This window comes from Neobacillus niacini, from assembly GCF_030817595.1.
GTDB classification, from domain to species: domain Bacteria; phylum Bacillota; class Bacilli; order Bacillales; family Cytobacillaceae; genus Neobacillus; species Neobacillus niacini_G.
In genome coordinates this window covers 3044586-3068697 of sequence record NZ_JAUSZN010000001.1, presented here as the reverse complement: position 1 = coordinate 3068697, position 24112 = coordinate 3044586, and the positions used below count along the sequence as shown (strand labels likewise).

Annotated in this window: 20 protein-coding genes; 11 read left to right on the top strand and 9 right to left on the bottom strand. The window is 38.0% G+C overall.

The window, feature by feature from the left end:
* Positions 1–128: 128 nt before the first annotated feature.
* The 4 genes from QFZ31_RS14690 (at position 129) to fumC (ending at position 7146) form a co-directional block, all read left to right on the top strand.
* On the top strand, positions 129–1886 hold the full coding sequence (locus QFZ31_RS14690) for an ABC transporter ATP-binding protein (protein ID WP_307303883.1): 1758 nt from the start codon (positions 129–131) through the stop codon (positions 1884–1886).
* Positions 1883–3898, top strand: a complete 2016-nt coding sequence (locus QFZ31_RS14685) for an ABC transporter ATP-binding protein (protein WP_307303882.1) — start codon at positions 1883–1885, stop codon at positions 3896–3898. Before QFZ31_RS14690 ends, QFZ31_RS14685 begins: the two co-directional genes overlap by 4 nt.
* A 315-nt stretch (positions 3899–4213) precedes the next feature.
* Entirely contained in the window at positions 4214–5575 is a 1362-nt protein-coding gene (locus QFZ31_RS14680; protein WP_307302353.1) for an IS1182 family transposase, read from the top strand.
* A gap of 191 nt (positions 5576–5766) precedes the next feature.
* A complete protein-coding gene (fumC, locus tag QFZ31_RS14675) occupies positions 5767–7146 on the top strand; it encodes a class II fumarate hydratase (RefSeq protein WP_307303880.1) in 1380 nt (459 codons plus the stop codon).
* Positions 7147–7235: 89 nt separating this feature from the next.
* Here fumC and QFZ31_RS14670 read toward each other — a convergent pair whose 3' ends face one another.
* The gene (locus QFZ31_RS14670; protein WP_179597898.1) at positions 7236–7439 is read right to left on the bottom strand and encodes an alpha/beta-type small acid-soluble spore protein; all 204 of its coding nucleotides are present in this window, start codon (positions 7437–7439) and stop codon (positions 7236–7238) included.
* Between the two features lie 371 nt (positions 7440–7810).
* Here QFZ31_RS14670 and QFZ31_RS14665 point away from each other — a divergent pair, with 371 nt between their 5' ends.
* Together QFZ31_RS14665 and QFZ31_RS14660 are read left to right on the top strand one after the other, a co-directional pair.
* Complete coding sequence (locus QFZ31_RS14665) at positions 7811–8053, top strand: hypothetical protein (protein WP_307303877.1); 243 nt, start codon at positions 7811–7813, stop codon at positions 8051–8053.
* A 303-nt stretch (positions 8054–8356) separates the two neighbouring features.
* Positions 8357–9532, top strand: coding sequence for an IS256 family transposase (locus QFZ31_RS14660; RefSeq protein WP_307300857.1), 1176 nt, complete (start codon positions 8357–8359; stop codon positions 9530–9532).
* 394 nt (positions 9533–9926) lie between these two features.
* Here the strand turns inward: QFZ31_RS14660 and QFZ31_RS14655 are convergent, their stop codons facing one another.
* The 8 genes from QFZ31_RS14655 to QFZ31_RS14620 form a co-directional block, all read right to left on the bottom strand.
* The gene (locus QFZ31_RS14655) at positions 9927–11036 is read right to left on the bottom strand and encodes an ABC transporter ATP-binding protein (RefSeq protein WP_307303875.1); all 1110 of its coding nucleotides are present in this window, start codon (positions 11034–11036) and stop codon (positions 9927–9929) included.
* Positions 11037–11155: 119 nt separating this feature from the next.
* The gene (locus tag QFZ31_RS14650; protein ID WP_307303873.1) at positions 11156–12058 is read right to left on the bottom strand and encodes a PucR family transcriptional regulator; all 903 of its coding nucleotides are present in this window, start codon (positions 12056–12058) and stop codon (positions 11156–11158) included.
* A 117-nt stretch (positions 12059–12175) separates the two neighbouring features.
* A complete protein-coding gene (locus tag QFZ31_RS14645) occupies positions 12176–12379 on the bottom strand; it encodes a hypothetical protein (protein WP_307303871.1) in 204 nt (67 codons plus the stop codon).
* Positions 12380–12437: 58 nt separating this feature from the next.
* Positions 12438–12647, bottom strand: coding sequence for a YheE family protein (locus QFZ31_RS14640; protein WP_307303869.1), 210 nt, complete (start codon positions 12645–12647; stop codon positions 12438–12440).
* A 75-nt stretch (positions 12648–12722) separates the two neighbouring features.
* Positions 12723–13787, bottom strand: coding sequence for a YheC/YheD family protein (locus tag QFZ31_RS14635; RefSeq protein ID WP_307303867.1), 1065 nt, complete (start codon positions 13785–13787; stop codon positions 12723–12725).
* Entirely contained in the window at positions 13781–15148 is a 1368-nt protein-coding gene (locus tag QFZ31_RS14630; protein ID WP_307303865.1) for a YheC/YheD family protein, read from the bottom strand. The genes QFZ31_RS14635 and QFZ31_RS14630 overlap by 7 nt, the downstream gene beginning before the upstream one ends.
* The gene (locus QFZ31_RS14625; RefSeq protein WP_307303863.1) at positions 15126–16229 is read right to left on the bottom strand and encodes a YheC/YheD family protein; all 1104 of its coding nucleotides are present in this window, start codon (positions 16227–16229) and stop codon (positions 15126–15128) included. Before QFZ31_RS14625 ends, QFZ31_RS14630 begins: the two co-directional genes overlap by 23 nt.
* On the bottom strand, positions 16230–17462 hold the full coding sequence (locus tag QFZ31_RS14620; protein ID WP_307303861.1) for a YheC/YheD family protein: 1233 nt from the start codon (positions 17460–17462) through the stop codon (positions 16230–16232). It lies immediately after the preceding gene.
* A 291-nt stretch (positions 17463–17753) separates the two neighbouring features.
* Between QFZ31_RS14620 and QFZ31_RS14615 the strand changes: the two genes are divergently transcribed.
* The 5 genes from QFZ31_RS14615 (at position 17754) to QFZ31_RS14595 (ending at position 23995) form a co-directional block, all read left to right on the top strand.
* A complete protein-coding gene (locus QFZ31_RS14615) occupies positions 17754–18101 on the top strand; it encodes a YlbF family regulator (RefSeq protein ID WP_307303859.1) in 348 nt (115 codons plus the stop codon).
* Between the two features lie 127 nt (positions 18102–18228).
* On the top strand, positions 18229–19098 hold the full coding sequence (locus QFZ31_RS14610) for a Cof-type HAD-IIB family hydrolase (protein ID WP_307303857.1): 870 nt from the start codon (positions 18229–18231) through the stop codon (positions 19096–19098).
* Positions 19099–19222: 124 nt separating this feature from the next.
* The gene (locus tag QFZ31_RS14605; protein WP_307303855.1) at positions 19223–20734 is read left to right on the top strand and encodes a coproporphyrinogen III oxidase; all 1512 of its coding nucleotides are present in this window, start codon (positions 19223–19225) and stop codon (positions 20732–20734) included.
* A gap of 122 nt (positions 20735–20856) precedes the next feature.
* Positions 20857–22473: a long-chain fatty acid--CoA ligase gene (locus tag QFZ31_RS14600; RefSeq protein ID WP_307303854.1), complete on the top strand. Its 1617-nt coding sequence runs from the start codon at positions 20857–20859 to the stop codon at positions 22471–22473.
* A gap of 136 nt (positions 22474–22609) precedes the next feature.
* A complete protein-coding gene (locus QFZ31_RS14595) occupies positions 22610–23995 on the top strand; it encodes an IS1182 family transposase (protein WP_307303853.1) in 1386 nt (461 codons plus the stop codon).
* The last annotated feature ends 117 nt before the right edge of the window (positions 23996–24112 follow it).

Below are 24112 nucleotides of genomic sequence, written 5' to 3'. Positions count from 1 at the left end.
ATAATTAAACCACAGGTTGCGTTCTTTTTGATACGTAACGTGTGTTTTTTTGTCTCTTTTTTTAGTTTCGAGGCATACTGCACTCTTTTGCGGTATGTCTTTTTCTTTTTTTACAAGGGGGTAATGAGATGTTTTCAGTTTTAAAGAAATTGGGATGGTTTTTTAAAGAATATTGGAAGCGGTATGTGATAGCAATATCGTTATTAATTCTAGTTGGGATTTTTGACGTTGTGCCACCTAAAATAATAGGGATGGCAATAGATGATATTCATCTTGGTGAAATGAATAATGGGAAAATCTTTAAATATTTAGTCTATCTTATCTTGATCATGGTTCTCTCATATGGAATCACCTATGTTTGGATGTATAAATTATTCGGGGGAGCTTTTCTCGTTGAGAGGAAGTTGAGGTCCCGATTCATGAAACATTTGTTAAAAATGTCGCCAACCTTTTATGAAAAAAATCGAACGGGCGACCTAATGGCAAGAGCCACCAATGATTTAAAAGCAATTTCCATCACAGCAGGGTTTGGGATTTTAACCTTGGTGGATTCGAGTGTTTGGATGCTTACTCTAATTATTACAATGGGGCTTTTAATTAGCTGGAAATTAACCATTGCAGCGATCCTTCCATTGCCAATTATGGCTTATATCATGCAAATTTATGGAAATAGAATCCATAAGCGTTTTATGGAAGCTCAGGATGCTTTTGGGGAGTTAAACGATCGAGTATTAGAATCGGTTGCAGGTGTAAGGGTAATTCGTGCCTATGTGCAGGAGGAGGCAGATCGAGGAAGGTTCCATCAACTAACAGAAGATGTCTTTCATAAAAATATTAAAGTCGCAAGGATTGATTCCTTATTTGATCCAACCGTAAAAATACTGGTTGGCATAAGCTATATGATTGGTCTAGGTTATGGAGCTTATTTAGTTTTTAATCAAGCAATTACCTTAGGTGACCTTGTTTCCTTTAATGTATATCTAGGAATGTTAATCTGGCCAATGTTTGCAATAGGTGAATTAATTAATATTATGCAAAGAGGAAATGCCTCACTGGATAGGGTAAATGAAACATTGTCCTTTCAGGAAACGGTTGAGAATCCTTCAAAGCCAGTGATAGTTGAAACTCCGGACAGAATCAATTTCAAAGAGGTAACATTTCGCTATCCTTCTTCAAAGGAGGATAATTTAAAGAATATTTCTGTTCAGTTGCTTCAAGGACAGACGTTAGGAATTGTTGGAAAAACAGGCAGTGGAAAAACCACACTGATTAAACAGTTGCTGCGGCAATATCCTCTTGGAACAGGTGAACTGTCTATCTCAGGTGTACCTCTAAAAGAGCAAACCCTAAATCAAGTTCGCAGATGGATTGGCTATGTTCCTCAAGATCATGTTCTGTTTTCAAAAAGTGTTAAAGAAAATATTCTTTTTGGAAACTCAGCGGCAACGGATGAGGAATTGGAAAAGGCGATTGATCTAGCAGCATTTAGAAAGGATTTAGAGATGCTGCCGGAAGGACTAGAAACACTAGTCGGTGAAAAAGGTGTAGCATTGTCCGGGGGTCAAAAACAAAGAATATCGATTGCACGAGCGTTAATAAAAAATCCTGACATTTTGATTCTTGACGATTCGTTGTCGGCTGTTGATGCCAAAACAGAAAAAAGAATTATTGATAATATTCGTGAGATTAGGAAGGACAAAACCACGATAATCACAACTCACCGAATGTCAGCCGTCGAGCATGCAGACCAAATCCTCGTTCTCGATGATGGAAAAATAATCGAAACAGGAACTCACGAACAACTACTTTCTAATGATGGCTGGTATAAAGAACAATTTTTACGTCAACAAGTGGAAAATAATTTAGAAGAGGAGGTGACAGCATGAATACAGGCAGACGATTAACGCAGTATGCATTAAACTATAAAAAGATCATTTTTGCAGCACTATTTATGCTGACCATTTCCGTGGTTACTGATTTAGCAGGTCCGTTTATTGCAAAAAATATTATTGACCAACATATTTTAGGTATTGAATCTGTTTGGTATGAAACTTCTAGTGAAAAAAACACGGCAGAATATAATGGGCGATTTTATAAAAAGGAAAAGAATTTTCCAAACAATGAACAAAAGGGGAAGGAACTTAGAATATTGCAGGTAGATGCAAGGTTTGTCATCGTCGAAGGGAATCTTGAATTTGATGGGAAAAGAACATTAAAAGACGGTGTTTTAACGGTTCAAAAGGGAACGAAAAGGGCGGAATATAACGCACAAGTCCTTACAACGAAAGAGCTAATGGCGTTTTACGAACTGGAGATTCCGGGCATTATTAAGCTGTTGATCATTTATTTTGGCTTACTAGTAATTTCAGCGATATTTCAATATGGTCAGCGTTTTTTACTTCAGAAGTCAGCAAATCGAATTATTCAAAAAATGCGTGAGGATGTATTTGGTCAGATCCAGCGGCTTCCCATCCAATACTTTGATAACCTTCCTGCTGGAAAAGTGGTTGCCAGGATTACCAATGACACTGAAGCAATCCGCGAATTATATGTGACGGTATTAGCTCAATTTTTTACCAGTGCAATTTATATTACAGGTATATATGCGGCACTTTTTATCTTGGATATGAAACTTGCAGCTATCTGTCTAATCCTATTACCTATTCTTTACGGTTGGATGTTAGTGTATCGAAAGTTTGCTTCCAAATACAATCATGTTATTCGTTCACGAATTAGTGATATCAATGCAACCATTAATGAATCAATTGGCGGCATGAGCATCATTCAAGCATTTAGAAGAGAAAAAGAAACAGAAAAGGAATTTGAAAAACTAAATACAGAACATTTTACCTACCAAAATAAATTATTAAGCTTAAATGCGTTAACTTCTCATAATTTAGTGGGGGTTCTAAGGAATCTCGTTTTTGTTGCATTCATATGGTACTTTGGGGGTCAGGCGTTGAATCCTGCTTCGGTTATTTCGTTAGGAGTGCTGTATGCATTTGTTGATTACATTAATCGTCTTTTTCAGCCCGTACAGGGGATTGTCAATCAATTAGCCAATTTAGAAACGGCCTTAGTAGCGGGTGAAAGAGTCTTTAAACTTATGGATGAACCAGGTGAGAATGTAAGTACACAAAGAATAGATCGTTTTAAAGGTAATGTTACATTCGACCATGTGTGGTTTGGCTACAAAGATGGCGAGTATGTGTTGAAAGATATTCACTTTGAGGCGAAACAAGGGCAGACCGTCGCGCTTGTGGGACACACGGGATCCGGAAAAAGCTCGATCATGAATTTGCTCTTCCGTTTCTATGATTGTCAAAAAGGGAAAATCCTTATTGATGGCAAGGATATTGTCAGCATTCCACGACAAACCATTCGTAATCATATGGGGATTGTCTTGCAGGATCCATATTTGTTTACTGGTACCATTGCGTCAAATGTAAGTCTTAGTGACCCTGCGATAAGAAGAGAAATGGTAGAAAAAGCATTAAAGGATGTTGGAGCAGACAAGGTCTTTAAGAACCTGGACAATGGGTACGATGAACCTGTAATTGAAAAAGGCAGTACTTTATCCAGCGGTCAGCGCCAGTTAATTTCCTTTGCTAGAGCCCTAGCTTTTAATCCAGCTATCTTAATACTAGATGAAGCCACATCTAGTATAGATACTGAAACCGAAGCTGTTATCCAAGAAGCTATGGATGTCTTGAAAAAGGGTAGAACCACGTTTATTATTGCACACCGGTTATCAACCATTCGCAATGCTGATCAAATACTTGTGTTAGATCGTGGTAAGATTGTCGAACGTGGTTCACATGAAGAATTGATGGTTTTAGGGGGCAAATACTTTCAAATGTATGAACTGCAAAAAGGCAGTGCAGTTATTGCAGGTTAACGTTCACAAAATGTTCAATTTAACACCCGTAAACTGTTATTTTTATCACAGGTAACACACCCTTTTTATGATAATTTATATATGTTTAAGCTCTTTCATAATATAAAGGGGTGGAATTAGATGGCAGACTTTTCAATCGTAAATGTAATAGGCAGTTTCTTAATTCTTTCTTATTTTATTGGTTATATGGTCGTGAAACATTAAATGCAGACAAAATGTCTGCATTTCAGACTGTCGACAAATCCGAAAAAATACGGGTTTGCCGGCAGTTTTTTTGTATAATTAAGGTACAAAGATTTTAATGGGGTGGATGAAATGCTTACTAAAAATACACAGACAAATCGTGACCAAATAGAAATGATTGCTTTAGAACAACTAGTACCTGTAAACCATTTGGTCCGCAAAATCGAAGCGGCTATTGATTTTTCATTTATCTATTCACTCGTTCAAGACATGTATTCTTCTGAACGGGGACGTCCGAGTATTGACCCTGTAGTATTGATTAAGATGGCTTTCATCCAATATACCTTCGGTATTCGCTCCATGCGTAAAACTATTGAAGAAATCGAAACCAATACGGCATATCGATGGTTTTTAGGCTTTGGTTTTTATGATAAGGTACCTCACTTTTCAACTTTTGGTAAAAACTACGAGCGACGCTTTAAGGATACCGATTTATTTGAGCAGATTTTCTATCGAATTTTGAAGGAAGCCTCAGAGAAGAAATTGATTAGTAGTGAGCACGTATTTATTGATTCTACTCATGTAAAGGCTAGCGCAAACAAGAAGAAATTTGAGAAGAAAGTAGTTAGAAAAGAATCGAAAGCATATGAGGCACGTCTACAAGAAGAGATCAATAAAGACCGAGAAGATCACGGAAAAAAGCCATTTCCTCCAGATAAGTTTGATAAAGAAGAATTAAAAGAAATTAAAGAAAGCACGACTGACCCAGAGAGTGGTTATTACGTAAAGGACGAACGAACGAAACAGTTCGCATATTCATTTCATGCAGCTGCGGATCGAAATGGTTTTGTTTTGGGGGCAATTGTAACGCCGGGGAATATTCATGATAGCGTTGTTTTCGAGCCACTACTCGAGAAGATAATAGAGAAACATGGAAAACCTGAAGCTGTTGCGGCTGACGCTGGTTATAAAACATCTCCAATTGCCCAATATGTATTTGAACACGATATGACACCAGTTCTACCATATACTCGCCCTCGTACAAAAGAAGGTTATCTTAAAAAACAAGAGTATGTTTACGATGAGTACTACGATTGTTATATCTGTCCGCAAGGACAAGTATTGAAATATTCAACGACGACGAAGGATGGAAAGCGCCAGTATTTCTCTAATCCGATTGAATGTCAAAATTGTCCATTGCTTTCCCAATGCACTCAGAGTAAAGAACATAAAAAACTCATTGAGCGTCATGTGTGGGAACACTATTTGGAGGAAGCGGATCACCTTCGTCATACTCAAGAGAATAAAACCATTTATGCACGTCGTAAAGAAACGATTGAACGTGTCTTTGCGGATGCTAAGGAAAAGCATGGTATGCGTTGGACAACCTTAAGAGGTTTAAAAAAATTGTCCATGCAGGCGATGCTTACTTTTGCTGCCATGAACTTGAAAAAGATGGCCAACTGGACCTGGAAAGGTCCAGAAATGGCGTAATAATAGGCATAGGATAGGTCTAAATATTGCTCTTACGAGCAAATTTCCAACGTAAAGGCACCCGAATGAGCTTATTCGGGTGCCTTTTGTCTACAATCTGAAATGCAGACAAAATGTCTGCATTTTTTTTTAGTAAAAGGGAATAAAGATAGGAATATAGATGCAAAAATGAAATAGAGAGGTGGGAAGGAATGGAAAAGTTTAGATTGGAAAGAGATACTCTTGGCGAGATTCAGGTCCCAATGGATAAATATTGGGGGGCACAAACACAACGCAGCTCTGAAAATTTTCAAATTGGCAGCGAAAAAATGCCCCTAGAAGTGGTTTATGCACTAGCCTTAATAAAAAAAGCTGCAGCAGAGGTTAACCATGATTTAGGTAAACTGTCGAAAGAAAAAATGACCGCAATTCTGACGGTTTGTGATCAAACCCTTAAAGGAGCATTCGATGAGCATTTTCCGCTCGCTGTCTGGCAGACTGGAAGTGGAACACAAACCAATATGAATGTAAATGAGGTTATAGCAAATCGAGCGAACGAATTAATACGCAGTCAAGGAAGTGTTGAGAGGATTCATCCTAATGATGATGTAAATATGTCTCAAAGCTCTAATGATACCTTTCCAACTGCTATGCATGTTGCCGCGTACATAAAAATGACGGAGAAGTTATTTCCAGCACTCAACGAATTGAAAAGCACCCTTTTAACGAAGGAAAAAGCTTTTATGAATCTCGTGAAAATTGGGAGAACACATCTTCAGGACGCTACCCCCATTACGCTTGGTCAAGAAATTAGCGGCTGGAGGGCTATGCTAGAAAAGAATGATAGAATGCTGAAAGACTCAGGCTTCTATGTCCTGGAATTGGCTATAGGCGGTACCGCAGTCGGTACGGGAATAAATGCTCATCCCAAGTTTGGTGATAAGGTAGCGGAAAAACTCGCGGCATATACAGGGTATCCATTTAAAGCATCTTCAAATAAATTTCATGCATTAACAAGTCATGATGAAATGGTGTTTTTACATGGTGCGTTAAAAGCTTTAGCAGCAGATTTAATGAAAATCGCCAATGATATAAGGTGGTTAGCCAGTGGACCAAGAAGTGGGATTGGCGAGTTGATGATTCCAGCAAATGAGCCGGGGAGTTCAATCATGCCAGGTAAAGTAAATCCAACCCAAAGTGAAGCATTGACGATGGTGGCATGCCAAATTTTTGGGAATGATGCGACGATTGGATTCGCAGCGAGCCAGGGTAACTTTGAATTAAATGTTTTTAAGCCAGTGATTATCTATAATGTTATTCAATCAATTACACTTTTAACAGATAGCATTCGTTCCTTTAATGAAAATTGCGCTATTGGTATAGAGGCCAACAAGGACGTCATTAAAAAGCATGTGGAACGTTCCTTGATGCTAGTAACTGCACTCAACCCGTATATTGGATATGAAAAAGCAGCTGAAATTGCCAAATTAGCTTTTAAAGAAAATTGCACGTTAAAAGAAGCAGCTGAAAAAACAGGCTATGTAACCCCGGAACAATTTGACCAGTGGATTAAGCCTGAAAATATGGTTTAGGAACACTTTTGATCCAAATGAAAGCCCCCTCCGATAGTGGAGGGGGCTTAAGCCATATTATTTAATTTTTTTGCAGTGTTTTACTTAAATTAGCGTTGGAATCCGCCAAGTTGTTGCTCTGCCATTGATACAAGACGCTTAGTGATTTCTCCTCCGACAGAACCGTTAGCACGTGAAGTAGTGTCTGCACCAAGATTTACACCAAATTCTTGAGCAATTTCATACTTCATTTGATCAAGTGCTTGTTGAACGCCTGGTACTAAAAGTTGATTAGAGTTGTTGTTACTAGCCATAGTTGAATAACACTCCTCTTAATAATTTTGGGGTCAGTATGGAATTGAACCATTATGGTTAAGCTAACCATTGCCACCATGGCCTAACCCATTTTATAAAGTTATTAGATATTGGAGCTGCTTCATACTTACCTTTGGTGTGGCTGGGTTAGCCGGACTTGCACCGGCTTTAAACCCTTTAGTTGGTGAAAAGAGATTTCCTTTTCACTTGGTAACCCATCGATGTAAGGTTGTTGCTTGCTTTGTAATATTTATTATGATTAAAATCGGACAGCTTATTCGATTTATTTATCTGGTAATTTATTCCGGTACATAGTGCCGTAATAGTAACGCAAACTAACCTCATATTAAAAACTAAAGGGTGAATGGAAATGTCAATATGCCCAATTTGTAATGGTTTACGTGAAATGTATCTATTATGTACGCATTGCGGGGAACAAATGGTGGATAGCGGAAGACTTATTGATTATTTTGATGATTATAGTCCGTACATGGAAATTGATTTAATGAAGATGGAGGACGGTTATCCGGACAGTCATTCAGGGGAAAAATGTCCGCACCTTTATACTTGTCCATCCTGTCATAATGATGATGTTATCTTTATTAAAGAATAGCATGAGCAACAATTACAAGGGTCTGGCGTTTGCCAGGCTTTTAACCTATCTGGGTAATGGAGGAACGTAGGGCACGTAAAATTGAAATTTGGCACGTAAGTATAGAAATTGGCACGTAAATTTAGGATTCGGCACGTAAACGTATTAATCGTCCATTTCTAAGGCGTCCTGGACGTTAAACTAGATGAGTGGAGCATCAAACCACGATTAAGTCCATATAATTGTGTAAAAAGAAAATGAGTCAAATTAATTCCTCATGGCTACAATGTTAACGGCTAAGAAAACAATGTGGAGGAATTAATTATGACTCAAGTACAGTTTAACCTAAATATCGATGATTTAAAAGATTCTGTTATGAACTCTAATATAGACGCTGTCATCAAAGCGTCTATCGTCTTGGTATTGAATTCTTTTATGGATAAAGAACGTGATGAGTTCTTGCAAGCCGGATCCTATGAACGTTCTATTTCACGACGTGACTACCGTAATGGATACTATGATCGTGATTTATTAATTAGCATTGGGAAAATTACTCTTCGAGTACCACGTACTCGTAGTGGAGACTTTTCGACTACTGTGTTTGAACAATATGCTCGTTGTGACCAAGCCCTCGTATTAGCCATGCTTGAAATGGTTGTAAATGGGGTCTCCACAAGAAAAGTTTCAAAGATCATGGAACAACTCTGTGGGCAAAAGGTTTCTAAATCATTTGTATCTACACTTACAGAAAAGCTAGATCCTATAGTGAATCAATGGGCAAGTCGACCTCTGAATACGATGTACTACCCTTATATCTTTGCAGATGCCATGTATATCAAAGTAAGAGAACATAATCGTGTTGTATCTAAAGCTGTTTATATCGCAACGGCCGTTGACCAAAACAATAGACGTGAAATTCTAGGCTTAAGAGTAGACCATGGGGAGAGCACTGAAGCCTGGCAACGATTTTTCCAGCACCTAAAGTCAAGAGGACTACAATCACCTAAGCTAATTATTTCAGACGCACACAAGGGGTTAAAGTCTGCCATTGGTATAGAGTTTGTTGGATCCTCTTGGCAACGGTGCACGGTGCATTACAAAAAGAATATCATTACGCATATGCCAAAAAAAGGCATGGACGAAGTGAAAATGGGTTTAAAAAGAATATTTGAGGTAGCGTCGGTTGAAGAGGCAAGAAAATATAAAAATGAGTTCATTGAGCAATTTGGAGATAATCCAAAACTAGAAAAAGCTATAGAGATATTAGAAGAAGGCTTCGAAGATGCCATTCAATATCTAAATGAGAAACCAAAATACCATAAGCATATTCGAAGTACAAACTCGTTAGAAAGAATCAATGAGGAAGTTCGGAGAAGAGAGAAGGTAATTAGAATATTTCCTAATACACAATCCGCATTCCGATTAATTGGTGCGGTCTTAATGGACTATGCAGAGGAAGTAGGAAGAAGAATTATTCAGGACCAAGAAGAAAAGAAATAGTAACCGCGAAGCGCGAATTTTTGGTGTACTGGAAGGGGGGTACCCCCCTTCCAGTACACCAAAAATAAATAAGCTGCTTAACATTGTTCTTCATAGGAATGAATTTACACATAATAATGGGCTTGACTTCAAACCACTATAAAATTACCATGAAACGGCGTCCACCGGGCTTTTTTACTGTTTTAAGCAGTAGAAGTAATCGGTTTGGCACGTAAAATTAAAATTTGGTACGTAAAACAGAAAATCGGCACGTAAACTTTGAATTTGGCACATAAAATTCTAAATGGTTTATTTGGAATTATAATTGTTAACAAAAAAGGTCCCGCGATTTGCGGGACCTTCATTCTTTGAGAATTGTCTAGCTACAGCGCCTGGTCAAGCCGCTTCCGCTTTTCTACTCGTTAGCCACGCGGATGCGGGACTCAGTTTCAGCGTCAAAGAAATGACCTTTATTTAAATCAAATGCTAGTTCTAATGCATCTCCAGGGTGAATGTCAGCTCTAGAATCTAGACGTGCCACGAAGTCCTGACCATCTAAACTTGAGTAGACCATTAATTCTGCTCCAGTTAATTCAGCTACATCAACATTTAGGTTAACTTTTGTACCAGCAGACGCTTCGATAAATACAGGCTCATCGTGGATGTCTTCTGGACGAACACCAAGGATAATTTCTTTACCAACATATCCTTGTTCACGAAGAACTTTCATTTTACCTTCTGGAACTGCGAGTGAAGTTTTTCCAATGATAAACTTGCCATTTTCAAGTTTACCATTGAAGAAGTTCATGGCAGGGGAACCGATAAATCCGCCAACGAATACGTTTTCAGGCTTTTCATATACTTCTTTAGGTGTTCCAACTTGTTGGATAAGACCATCCTTCATAACTACAAGTCTTGAAGCCATTGTCATTGCTTCTGTTTGGTCATGTGTTACATAAATAGTTGTTGTATTTAAACGACGGTGAAGCTTCGCGATTTCAGCACGCATCGCTACACGGAGCTTTGCATCAAGGTTTGAAAGAGGCTCGTCCATTAAGAATACCTTTGCGTCACGGACAATCGCACGTCCTAATGCAACACGCTGACGCTGACCACCTGATAATGCTTTTGGCTTTCTTTTTAAGTAAGCTTCTAATCCAAGAATTTTTGCTGCTTCATTTACACGACGTTCGATTTCATCCTTTGGAAATTTACGAAGTTTTAAACCGAAAGCCATATTATCGTAAACTGTCATATGTGGATAAAGGGCATAGTTTTGGAATACCATTGCGATATCACGATCTTTAGGAGCTACATCGTTTACTCTTTTTCCGTCGATGTAAAAGTCACCTTTTGAAATTTCTTCAAGACCAGCGACCATACGTAATGTTGTTGATTTACCGCAGCCAGATGGACCTACAAATACGATAAACTCCTTATCTTGGATATGTAGGTTAAAGTCTGTAACCGCTGTTACTTTATTGTCATAGATTTTATAAATATGATCTAATTTTAATTCTGCCATTGTGTAAACCCTCCCTGTTTTTATTAACTTAAGTGTACATGAAAAGGTTTTCAAACAATATGGACACAATGCACAAAGTTCCTAAAGAGAAATTTGTGCATTGTGTCCTAACCCAATTTCTATTTCCTTTGTTCAAAAAGCAGGCACGCTAAAAAGACGGTAAAAGCTCCGTAAAAGTCTTTTAATTGTACTCCTGTTTTATCAATAAATTTATCAATTCGATACTGTAGTGTATTTCGATGGATATATAATTTTTTAGCCGTTAAACTAGCATTCAGATTATTTTCAAGGAAGACTTTGATGGTTGTATATAACTCAGGATCTTCTGAGAATACAGAGGATAGCTCCTGTTTAATCTTTTCTTTCATGAAATCAGGCAGATTAAATGCCACGAAGGCAGGGAAAATTTTTTCGAAGGTAAGAATATTTGTACGTTCAAGATTTTCTTTGGCGAATTCAAAATACTCTTTTTCTTGTAGAAATTGATTACGTAAGTGACTTGAGAACGGGTAAACCCTCCCAAAATAAAAAGATATCTTTACATAAAAATCACTTTCTAACGTATCAGCCATCGAAGATAATTCACTTTCAGTGAGGGACAATTGTCTTCTTTCTTCAATGACGATCCCATTATGATCATCTTCCCAAATGATTTGTACCTCATCAGAAAAAAAGCCTTTGATTGCAGGCTCAATTTCTGTTGGGTCAACCCCAAGACCTTTAACATGGAACTGAATGAATCGAAAATTACTTTCGGCACTGAGTGAAGGCATGGAACCATTAAATAGTAAATAATCATGCCATATTCGCGATAGTGTGGATAATGGCTTCAAAGGAATTTTCACTTGTTCATATAGAACTTGAAGGAGATTGATCTCTTTTTCTGTTAGACTTGCTTTAGGTATGGCAAGCCAGTTTTTTTGAGGTTCGTCAAAAAATATGTAAAATTGGTCAGATGTATGTTTAGGCAGTTCAGAATATAATATTGAATCTTTGTATAAAGACATGAGTTTTTTTAACAAGGTCAACTTCTCCATTTTAAAAATTTAAAAAAATAATGAATTAATTATAACATTATTTCTGCTTAAATTATAAAAGGCTGACTCGTGAAGTTGTCAACGTGTCAGCCTTTTTCTGCTTTATTCATTTACATTAGATGGGGGTTCTTCTTCAGTAAGATTTCGTGCTTCTTCAATATTGGTGGTGTCGTGGCGTGAATGAACTGATCCACCTGATAATCCTTCATTTATAATTCTGTCTATATCTAAATAGACCTGGTCTTTGCCTTCATACTGTAAATCTGTTTTTGTTTGCACTTTTTTTCCTTCTTCCACAACGACCATTCCCTTTCCTCTTTTCTAATAGTTTGCGGAAAGGGCAATATTTCATTCAAGCTAGTTATTATTCGTAAACGTGGTACAGCATTAACTCATGGATTTGGGTGGTTAATGTTTCAATATCATCCTGTTCGGGAGTATTCACTGTCCATTCAATTTTTCCGGTTTGGTGATAGACACCTGAAAATCTTTGCTTTTTAAAATAAAAGGAAAAATTCCAGCCCGGAATATTCTTATTTTCAAATAATGGCTTAAATTGAAAGTGTGTGAGCAACGGTACCATCTCCCTTATATACTAGTGATTACTACTAGCTTACGGGAAATAGTAAATACAATCCAGTGAAAGTTTTCAGTCTTTTTTTGTGGCGGTCAGCTGCTGGAACAACTGACATAGATGTTCGATTCTTTTTTCTTCTATCTCTGTCTCATCAAAGCTCATCGGTTTTGAGTTCACCTCATAAATATAGAATTGTCCAGATTGGCTAAGCCCCATATCAATCGAGAATTCACCAAAAAAGCCAAACGTTTCTGTTAGTGATGCACCAATGTGTTGGACAATAGTTTCAATAAAAAAGTCGTATTCCTCGTTTTGTAATTGTTCATATGGTAAAAGCCTTCCGCCTGAAGGAACATGGGTGGTGATATCCTGCTTTTGGGATTGTCTAATTCCGATTCCCGTAACCTTATAATGATTTTTTTCAGCATGTGCTAGAATACGAAAATCAAATCGTTTTCCTTCATAAAGGACCGGCTTTATTTCCTCTTGGGCCAAATAGTTTTTCTCGAAAAGCCTTCTTTCCCACTCTTCCCAAAAAAGATCAAATGTAACGAATTTATCGTTTTCGTTTAATCCTTTTAAAAGTACCCTACCTGCTGTATCTAGTTCTAACTTGAAAATGCCATTCCCTCTTGCTGATTGAGAAGGTTTTAAGTAAATCGATTGGTATTGAGATAAAAAGGCAGAAAGCTTTTGTTTATTCTTGGCAGGGATGGTGGCTGGCAAAAAGGTGTGAAGAAAGGAATGTTTTTTAAAGAGGTTATAAAGCTCAGATTTATCAATAAAACCGGGATTAAAAAAGGGAATGTTCATTTCCTTCAAGCAAGCAAAAAACATACTGCTTTTAAGTTCTTCTTCAGACCTTCGGAAGGGTATTCGATTATAAACGAGATCGGGAAAAGGAGAGGTGATCCTTTCCCAATCATTTCTTTCTGGAATATAGATATAGCCGTCAATGGAATCTTGATGAACTCCATCGAGCGTAAAGATAAAGCTTTTTCCATTAAGTGAAATAAGCTTTTTTTGCAGTTCAATAAAAAGTGCGCCATTCCCAGCAATCGAGCCGTCTTTTTTTCGTGCTGTCAAAATACCGATAACGGGGGTACTACCGGTGCTCCACGGATTTGTTACTACCATTTGATGACTTCCTCGGGATGCAGGATAGATTGTTCCGTCAAAAAAACGGCAAACGCCATTGATAACTTACAGGTAAGTTGATCGAAATTTTTTAGCTCGGGATGACTGAATATCGATCTCCCTGGCTTTGAATTTGCCTCAAATAACCAAACGTCACCATGTTTATCAATCCCTAAATCAAAACCAATCTCAGCAATGATGCCTTCCATGTTGTTTGCTATTGCTTTACTTAATAGGAGCGCAGTATTTACAAGCCTTTCAGTAAAAAGCTTACATTCTTCCGGTTGGAAGATTTCCGCAAGTGTTTTGATTTCTCCGCCACTTCGGGCATGGGTAGTTACACTTCCAAGCCCAGCTATTTTCGCAGCCAGTGCTGTGACATGCCAATTACCCTTATCATCTTTGTTTGTGTGTATCCGAAAATCAATCGGCCGCTGTTCGTGCCGTAATAAGTGGATGCCTTGTTGAACAATCATTTTGTCTAGATTTCGGTTAGCGAAAACAGACTTAAACAATCCCTCTATGGATGAGAACTTCCGTAGACGATTCACACCCTCTCGATCCTGATAGCGGCAGTAATATTCGTCATGGATTTTATCATATAGGATTTGATGTATACCTAAACCCAAGCTTCCATTAATTGGTTTTAAATAGACATGACCATATTTAGAAAGCATGTCTTCAATCATTGAAAAGGAAGTAAATGGGTGTGTTTCTGGGAGGTAACTAGCGACAGATTGGTCCTGATGTAATCGCTCATAAATATCGAGTTTGCTGAAAAATCCGGGATTATACCATGGGATTAGATAGTCTGATTGCAAAGTTTGTTTCACTTTAGCTAGTTTTGGGTTTCTTTCACTTTTTCTATTCGGCAGCCGATCATAGATAACATGGGGAAAGGGCACCTCCATATTCTGCCAATTATGATCGTGATAAAAATACCCGCTAATTGTCCCTGTATCCCAATTTATATGCTGTTCTCCAAAAACAAATGGGATTGCACCTACGTTTGTTTTTACCGATAATAATTTAGAGAAAAAGTTTGTTCTGTCACCTATCGGGCGGAGTGGGAATGGAGTGAACCCGGCTGTAAATATTCCAACAAGCGGTCCTAGATTGAGAACATGATGGTCAACAAATACATGCAATTTTATTGAAAAATCGGGAAAAAGTAATCGTCTTTTTACCTCATTGCTTATGATAATAGAATTGTTTTTCGTAGGATGAGGTCTACAGTCAACATCGAGTGCTTTTGAACCAAATGCAATTTTTTTAATAACCTTATCCTTCAAGAGCTCTTGAGGACAGTATACAACTAATTGGCTAGTATCAGCTATTTCAATGGTATAGCGTTTTCTCATAGTGGCTCTTCCTTTCTTTACTTGCTGATTGAATAAGGTATTTTCCGTAAAGAAGGGGTGCAAGGAACAAGGTATCTTTTAAATCTGGCTTGGTACTTAACATAACTTTTCTTCCTGGCTTTGAATTCACATCAAGAATCCAAATGGCTCCATTTCTTGCCACCCCGATATCAATTCCAATTTCGAATAATGGTGAAATTTCATTTTCTAGAATTTGCGGGAGATTAGTTGTTATAAAATTCAACTCCGAACAAATATATTCTTTGTTAGTTTGAGATAACGTAGAGGACCAAGTGGTAAAGTCCGTCACCGAGCCTCCGGCACTTAAGTTTGAAAGAATTCCTCCGGTATTTCCTATTCGAATTCCCTTTCCACGCTCTACCCAGACACCCTGTTCATCTTTCTGAAGTAAAATTCTAATATCAAATGGCCTTGACGCAGTATTCGATAACTCTAGGTAGGGCTGGATAAGGTATGGCCGAAAATTAATCAGGGGCTGAAGCCATTGAAACAGTTTTGTTTCATTTGGGAAAATTCTAGAGATAATTTTCTTATTCTTTTCGGTTTTGACATGGATGGTTTTATCGTTTTTCTTTAAATAATAGATCCCATAACCTTGTGATCCATTAATTGGTTTAATAATAATTTTTTTTTGTTTGGTTAAAGCTGATATTACTTCTGAGCATTCTTTAATAGACTTTGAATGGGGTAAGTAGGGTGCCAATCGAGAGTTGGATAATGTTTCATATAACTCTAGTTTATTAGGCAATCCAAAGCCTAAAAATGTAATATCATCCCTGCTTTTTAACCAAGAAACAATCGGAATACATTGCTTTGAATGTTCATCATCTCCGTAAAAACAGCGATCATAGATGAGGGAGGGAATTGGAAATTCGTCATTAATCCAATTCTGTTCCACGGCACAAAAACGTCTCCCTTTGATTTGTTGGGTCAGTGGATTAATAGAAGAGGGAAGAAAGTGATAACACTCCATGCCACAGGAATGACTGCGTGCAGCTATTTCATGAAGATAAGATGCTTCACTTTCTATGTGTAAAGTCATAATGCCAAAGGTTGTCATCTATGAATCCTCCATTTCTGAGGTTGAGTCTAATGCAAGATTTGTACAAAACTGAATAATCGCTTTTGCCGACGGTCTTATTTTCATTTGGCCATCTTCAAAGTTTTTCGATGGCTTTGAATTCACTTCAATAATCCAGGGCTTCCCATCTTGATCAATTCCAATGTCGATTCCGAGTTCCCCGGTGATCCCAGATGTCTTTCTTTCAATAATCAAAGCTGTTTCGATGGCTAAATCTTTCATTTGAGCTATGACCCGTTTAGCATCGCTTACGCCCATGTTCTCTTTTAGAGCGTTTAATGGGGACATAATTTCCCCGCCCCTTGCAATATTTGAAACAAACTCATTTTCTGCCGAAATCCGTGCCACCACTGAGGTTACATCCCATTTGTTTTGATGGTTTTTATGACATAATACTCGATAATCCATTCCTCTAGATTGATAGGTAAGAAGGGAGATTCCTTGTTGGATAATGTATATTCGATTGTTCACCAAAGGTTTAAGAAGCCCATATGTCTGCTCAAAGGAAAGTATCGTTTGCCTGTTGTTTTCTAACGGTGATGTGACGGAAGATTCTAATGAAAAATGGTTGTCTTCTATTTGTAGTTTAAAAATATTTCTTCCCTGACTTCCATGTACAGGTTTAATAAAAATGGTTTTATACTTTTCTATAAAAGCGGTGAGATTGCCTTTTGTAAAAATATTTGTATCCGGTATATAAGAATGCAGATGGTTCTCATGGATTAAGTGCTCATGAACCTCCCATTTTGAAAGAAAGCGATCATTAAAAATAGGAATACATAACTCCGCAAGAGTTTGGCGGAATAATTGATACTCCTTACCAAATTCCAACCTCCGGGAATGAATGCGATTATAAATCACATCTGGCAGAGGAAGTCCTGAAGGCCTCCATATCCCATTGTCAAAATAATATCCTTGAACAGAAAATTCTGAGTCGGAAAAAACATATAGAAATCCACCATTCTCTGTTATCCCATGATGAAGTTCTTCACAAAAGTTATGAATCGAACCAAAATGGGGTTCAGCATTTCCTTTATTTTTAAAATCCGTAACTAAACCAATGATTGGTCCTAAATAAAGTGAATTCATTTCTTTTTTGTATATTGCATGAAATTTATATGGTTGAACCGGTAAACAAAAATGGTGGAATAGATTTTCAGGGAAATGAATCTCGTTAGTTGTCATCTCGACCGATTGTATATTAACTTTCACCAATTTCTTTCCTATAGAAATCTTGATTTCGTGTTTTTCAAGCTTAAGTTGTTTATACAGTTGTGAGGACATATGAGCAAAAATGTCAGTTCTGTTACCTGATTCTATAGGAACAATTGTGATAGGGGGCATAGTCACTCCTCATTTATAGGCAGATAGGCATTCGTAGATATGGTATCGTATGTTAAGGCCCAATGGTTGGTGATACTTAATTACGGGCAGTTAACATCCTCGCATTTACCTACATAGTTTGTTATAGTTATTAGGATTATTTTAAGAGGAGTGGAATGAATGTCCGTTAATTTATACGATGCAGCCTATGCATTAGAAAAGGCAATTCGTCAAAGCGATGAATATAAACAATTACAGCAAATGTATCATGAGGTTAATGCAGACCCAACAGCAAAGAGTATGTTTGATCAATTCCGTCAAATTCAAATGAATTTACAGCAAAAACAAATGATGGGTCAAGAGATATCCGAACAGGAAGTCCAGCAGGCACAATCAACGGTGGCTGTTGTCCAACAAAATGAAAAAATCGCCCGACTCATGCAAGCCGAACAGCGGATGAGCATGATTATTGGTGAGCTAAATCAATTAATTATGAAGCCTTTAGAGGAACTATACGGAAATCTATAATCGCATAACAAAAAGCTTTCGGTTTTTCCGGAAGTTTTTTCTTTTCTATTGCACTTGTTCTATCTGTGGGTGAAAAATCATAAAAGTGTTATAAGGGTATCTTCACCAAGAACAGGGGGCTTACGGAATGATTTATCGTTTGCTTGCATTAAATATTGATGGAACTCTATTACAAAGTAACGGAAAGATTCATAAGTCAACAAAGGAAGCCATTGAGTATGTTCAGCAAAAAGGAATTTATGTAACGCTTATGACATCAAGAAGCCTTCCCTCAGCCAAGAAGGTTGCAAGGGCATTGAAAATAAAAAATCCGCTCATTACACATCAAGGTGCCGTTATTGCAAATATCCAGGATAAACAAAATCGCGTCGAAAGAATTAACGAGAAAATTACCTATGATACCGTTCGATTCCTAGAAGGTTTGCCGTGTCAAATCAGGCTAGTACATGAACAATTTTCTTTAGCCAATAGGTTAAAATTAAATAACAATTTATTAGCCAAAACCGTCTTTACATCAGGGGATCCTGTTTTTTATTCTCAGCAATTTGTTTCGTCATTAAGCGAATACTTACATGATCAACCAGTGACAGCTCCGAAAATCGAGGTTTATTTTGAAGATGAGAATGATCTTCAGGATGCAAAAATGGCGATTGGAAAAATGTTTACCGAAATTGAAACGATTCAACTAGATCGGTTGCGTTTAGATATTGTTCCAGCAGGGGTTTCAAAGTTAAAGGGTTTAGCCTTCCTTGGCAGTCATCTTGGTATCCAGCTCAAAGAAATGGTCGTCATTGGGGAAGGCTTGGATGATATCCCAGCGATTGAGGCGGCAGGGTTAGGAGTGGCCATGTGGAATGCAGAATTTGAAGTAAAAAGAGCAGCAGACTGGGTGACGAGATCGAAAAATGAGCACGGTGTCGCCTATATGGTTAAAGAACACTTCCGAAAACAACAGCCAATTGAGTTTTTAAGAAAAATGAATATCATTAAAAAGTAAAATTAGCAGACATCACCGTCCAAAACGGTGATGTCTTTTACGTTTGTGAATGATTTCCACTGTATTGACCTTATTTTGGTGTTTATGTACACTTAAAGAAGTATATTTTGAAAGAGTGATTCTAATGAGAATTTCGATTATCGGGTTAGAGGATGCAAGACTCGATCGTCAATTAACGCTAATCGCTAATTTGTTTTTTGAGGAAACAGAGATTGTGAAGGTATTAGACGATGAGGCAGACTTAACTATAAGATTTATAATAAATGAAGATAACCACATACAAGTTTCAGCTGAGTTACTTGATATAGAGGGTAAATCCTTATCATCAGATTATCAAAAAGAAGTACAACCCTTTCAAACGGACAAGGAATATTTTAAGCAGATTAAGAATGCTGTCGCACACGTGTATTTGACACTATTGCAGAATTGGACAGGAATTACCCAAAAGTGGGGTATTCTAACTGGGATCAGACCGACAAAGCTTTTACATCGTAAAGTCCAAGAGGGTGTACACAAAGAAATAGCCCACCAGCAATTGAAAGAAGAATATCTGATTACAGACGAAAAAATAAAGCTCATGCAGCATATTGTCGATAGGCAGCTAGCCATTGTTCCTGACCTCTATGACCTGCAAAAAGAAGTTAGCATTTATATTGGGATTCCGTTTTGTCCAACAAAATGTGCCTACTGTACATTCCCGGCCTATGCAATAAATGGCCGACAAGGATCAGTAGATTCTTTCTTAGGTGGTCTGCACTATGAGATAAGGAAAATTGGTGAATGGCTAAAGGAAAAAGGTGTCCGAATCACAACGGTTTACTATGGGGGAGGTACCCCAACGAGTATTACGGCTGAAGAAATGGATATGCTTTATGAAGAAATGTATGAGTCATTCCCAGACGTTGAAACTATCCGTGAAATCACCGTTGAGGCAGGACGTCCGGATACCATTACCCCTAAAAAATTAGAGGTATTAAAGAAATGGAAAATAGACAGGATTAGTATAAATCCTCAATCCTATACGCAAGAAACATTAAAAGCCATTGGGCGCCATCACACTGTTAAAGAAACAATTGATAAGTATCATTTAGCAAGAGAAATGGGCATGAACAATATAAACATGGACCTAATCATTGGTCTTCCTGGTGAGGGGATCACTGAATTTAAGCATTCACTTGCAGAAACAGAAAAGTTAATGCCAGAATCTTTAACTGTGCATACTTTATCGTTTAAACGTGCTTCAGAAATGACGAAAAACAAAGATAAATATAAAGTGGCCGGTCGTGATGAAGTGGAACAAATGATGAATCTAGCAACAGAGTGGACAGAAAGTCATGGCTATGCTCCCTATTATCTCTATCGTCAAAAGAATATCCTTGGCAATCTTGAGAATGTCGGCTATGCGATTCCAAATCAAGAAAGTATTTATAATATCATGATTATGGAGGAGCAGCAGACAATTATCGGGCTTGGCTGCGGCGCTGCAAGCAAGTTCATTGACCCGGACACGGGAAAAATTACTCAGTTTGCTAATCCGAAAGACCCTAAAACATATAATGAAAGCTTTGAAACTTACACGGAACAAAAAATAAAAATATTAAACGAACTCTTCTCTCAAAAAGGATCTCCTGCTTAAATTGCAGGAGATTTTTGTGTTCTTAATAGAGGAATTTTCGAAAACATCACGAATATTTTATAGGAAAACGGTCATAAAATACCATCATTTGAAAACGCTTTCAATTATGGAGGGATTTAGCAATGATGCAAACACCTTTAACAATGACACAGATGATTGAACGAGCAGAAAGGTATTATCCAAAGAAACAGGTGGTTTCTAGAACATCAAGTGGCATTCAACGTTTTACGTATAAACAAATCGGTGAAAGAACGAGAAGACTCGCAGATAGTTTAACCAAACTAGGAGTGGAAAAAGGTGATAGGGTAGGAACACTGGCTTGGAACCATCATCGACATCTAGAAGCATATTTTGCAATTCCGTGTATTGGTGCTGTTCTTCACACAATTAATATCCGGCTTTCTCCACACCATATTTCTTTTATTATCAATCATGCAGAAGATACTGTCCTCTTAGTAGACCCAGATTTGATTCCATTACTTGAAAAATGCGCACATGAACTAAAAAGTGTTAAGGCATATATAATTATGTCAGACGACAAGGTCCTTCCTGAAACTACGCTTTCACCAATCTATGATTATGAAACCTTATTATCAGATGCGAATCCTAAATTTCAATACCCAGAAGACATAAAAGAAAACGATCCTGCCGGTATGTGCTATACCTCTGCAACTACAGGTAATCCAAAAGGAGTTGTATACTCTCACAGAGGAATTTTTCTTCATAGCATGGCGTTAGGGCTTGCAGATAATGCAGCAATAAGTGAGAAAGACATCGCACTTCCTGTTGTTCCAATGTTCCATGCCAATGCGTGGGGCATGCCATTTGCAGCAGTATGGTTTGGGACATCATTAGTGCTGCCAGGACCATATTTTACTCCAAAACTTATAGCAGAGCTCATTGAAAATGAAAAAGTAACGATTACTGCGGGTGTTCCAACCATTTGGCTTGGGTTGTTAAAGGAACATGATGAGGGCTCTTACGACCTTAGCAGTTTAAGAGGAGTACTTTGCGGAGGTTCAGCTGCACCTAAAGGGATGATTAAAGCATTTGAACAAAGGCATAACATACCATTCCTGCATGCTTATGGAATGACGGAAACTAGCCCGCTGGTAGTGATTTCAACATTAAAAAGCTATCAAGAGAATTTAGATTATGAGGAAAGACTGGAAATAAGAGCGAAACAAGGGGTTCTAGTTCCTGGCTTAAGCATAAAAGTAGTGGGAAAAGATGGAGAAGTGGCTTGGGATGGAAATGAAATGGGAGAGTTATGCATTAAGGGCCCATGGATTGCCTCAGAGTATTATAAGGATGAGAGAACTCATGATGCTTTCCATGACGGCTGGCTCCACACCGGTGATGTCGTAACCATTGACGAAGAAGGCTTTGTGAAAATTGTCGACCGTACCAAGGATTTAATTAAGAGCGGCGGTGAATGGATTTCTTCCGTTGATTTGGAAAATGCATTGATGGCCCATGAAGCAGTGTTTGAAGCTGCAGTAGTTGCAGTCCCGCATGAACAATGGCAGGAAAGACCAGTTGCTTGTGTTGTGTTAAAAGATTCATATAAGGATAAGGTGAAAAAGGAAGATTTAATTGAATTTTTAATACCCCAGTTTGCGAAGTGGTGGCTCCCCGATGAAATCTTGTTCTTGGAGGAAATCCCGAAGACTTCCGTTGGGAAATTTTTAAAGATCACATTAAGGGAGCAGGTACAAAAGGAAATCCTAAAGAAGTGAAATAAAAGGACAAAGAGGATGCTCTTTGTCAGGCTGTCGAGAAAATCTCGACAGCTATTATTTTTCGTAGTCACTTTAATGATTCACCGCGTTAATATGTTATAATGTACATATAAATAATAGGACGGTGGATAGAATGTATAAGCCAAAAAGAGAAATTCAAAACGAAGCTGAATTTGTTTTCATTGATGATTTAGTACCGCAAGATCACCTATTAAGAAAGGTGGACAAGTATATTGATTTTTCTTTTATTGGTGAAAAGGTCCGTCCTTTTTATTCAGAAAATAACGGGCGTCCTTCGGATCCTATACAGCTCTTTAAGATGATGTTTATTGGATATTTTTATGGCATTCGTTCTGAACGACAATTAGAGCGTGAAATTCAGACGAATGTGGCCTATCGATGGTTCTTAGGATTAAAGCTAAACGATCCAGTTCCCCATCATTCCACTATTAGTTGGAATCGGCGGACCCGTTTTAAAGATACAAATATATTTCAGGAAATTTTTGATGAGATTGTCTTCAAAGCAATTAACCACAAGATGGTTGGAGGAAGAGTTTTATTTTCCGATTCCACACACCTTAAAGCGAATGCAAATAAACATAAATTCTCTAGAGTTGAAGTGGAAGTTGAAACACGTGAATATGTAGTAGATTTAAACAAAGCTATTGAGGAAGACAGGAGAGATCATGGAAAAAAGCCTTTAAAAGAAAAAGAGGAGGTGACCGAGAAAAAGGAAATACGACTGAGCACGACTGATCCTGAATGTGGGTTTATGTCACGAGAGAATAAACAGGAAATGTTCTGTTATCTTGATCATCGGACTACCGACATGAAGTTCAACATCATAACAGATGCGTATGTTACACCAGGAAATGTTCACGATTCTGTCCCTTATCTTTCTCGGTTAGACCGTCAGGTCGAACGTTTTGGATTTAAAGTAGAAGCTGTGGCACTTGATTCGGGTTACCTGACAAATCCGATTTGTAAGGGACTTAATGACCGCAATATTTTTGGAGTTATCGCTCACAGAAGATATCAATCAACAAAAGGGTTATTTCCTAAATGGAAGTTTACATATGATAAAGAAAGGGATTTGTATGTATGTCCAAATGGTCAGGAGTTACAATATCGTACAACTACAAGAGAAGGTTATCGGGAATATAAGTCAGATCCTAAAAAGTGTACTAACTGCCCACTCCTCCCGGAGTGTACAAAATCTCAAAATAAAACAAAAGTAGTTACCAGACATGTTTGGGAGGAACATAAGGAAAAGGTTCGACTTAACAGACTTTCAAAGTCAGGTAAAATACTATATAAATTTAGAAAGGAAAAAGTAGAGCGAAGCTTCGCAGATTCAAAAGAACTGCATGGGCTTCGCTATTGCAGGTTACGGGGATTGCACAATGCGAGTGAGCAAGTGTTACTCACCGCAGCATGCCAAAACATGAAAAAGATTGCCACACACTTAGCCGGTTTGGAAAAAGTGTGTGGCAATCTCCTGGGCATTTCTCCCTGTTGATTGGAGCGGAAGGTGCGAAGACTCCTGCGGGAGTACGGGGCTGGAGAGACCCCACAGGCGCTTACGCCGAGGAGGCTCCCCGGCACGCCCGCGGAAAGCGAAGAACCTGGAGCGGAA

Bases quoted from the DNA above. Each gene is read 5' to 3' on its own strand.
- QFZ31_RS14690 (WP_307303883.1), top strand. From the start codon at position 129: ATGTTTTCAGTTTTAAAGAAATTGGGATGGTTTTTTAAAGAATATTGG.
- QFZ31_RS14685 (WP_307303882.1), top strand. From the start codon at position 1,883: ATGAATACAGGCAGACGATTAACGCAGTATGCATTAAACTATAAAAAG.
- QFZ31_RS14680 (WP_307302353.1), top strand. From the start codon at position 4,214: ATGCTTACTAAAAATACACAGACAAATCGTGACCAAATAGAAATGATT.
- fumC (WP_307303880.1), top strand. From the start codon at position 5,767: ATGGAAAAGTTTAGATTGGAAAGAGATACTCTTGGCGAGATTCAGGTC.
- QFZ31_RS14670 (WP_179597898.1), bottom strand. From the start codon at position 7,439: ATGGCTAGTAACAACAACTCTAATCAACTTTTAGTACCAGGCGTTCAA.
- QFZ31_RS14665 (WP_307303877.1), top strand. From the start codon at position 7,811: ATGTCAATATGCCCAATTTGTAATGGTTTACGTGAAATGTATCTATTA.
- QFZ31_RS14660 (WP_307300857.1), top strand. From the start codon at position 8,357: ATGACTCAAGTACAGTTTAACCTAAATATCGATGATTTAAAAGATTCT.
- QFZ31_RS14655 (WP_307303875.1), bottom strand. From the start codon at position 11,036: ATGGCAGAATTAAAATTAGATCATATTTATAAAATCTATGACAATAAA.
- QFZ31_RS14645 (WP_307303871.1), bottom strand. From the start codon at position 12,379: ATGGTCGTTGTGGAAGAAGGAAAAAAAGTGCAAACAAAAACAGATTTA.
- QFZ31_RS14635 (WP_307303867.1), bottom strand. From the start codon at position 13,787: ATGGTAGTAACAAATCCGTGGAGCACCGGTAGTACCCCCGTTATCGGT.
- QFZ31_RS14630 (WP_307303865.1), bottom strand. From the start codon at position 15,148: ATGAGAAAACGCTATACCATTGAAATAGCTGATACTAGCCAATTAGTT.
- QFZ31_RS14625 (WP_307303863.1), bottom strand. From the start codon at position 16,229: ATGACAACCTTTGGCATTATGACTTTACACATAGAAAGTGAAGCATCT.
- QFZ31_RS14615 (WP_307303859.1), top strand. From the start codon at position 17,754: ATGTCCGTTAATTTATACGATGCAGCCTATGCATTAGAAAAGGCAATT.
- QFZ31_RS14610 (WP_307303857.1), top strand. From the start codon at position 18,229: ATGATTTATCGTTTGCTTGCATTAAATATTGATGGAACTCTATTACAA.
- QFZ31_RS14605 (WP_307303855.1), top strand. From the start codon at position 19,223: ATGAGAATTTCGATTATCGGGTTAGAGGATGCAAGACTCGATCGTCAA.
- QFZ31_RS14600 (WP_307303854.1), top strand. From the start codon at position 20,857: ATGATGCAAACACCTTTAACAATGACACAGATGATTGAACGAGCAGAA.
- QFZ31_RS14595 (WP_307303853.1), top strand. From the start codon at position 22,610: ATGTATAAGCCAAAAAGAGAAATTCAAAACGAAGCTGAATTTGTTTTC.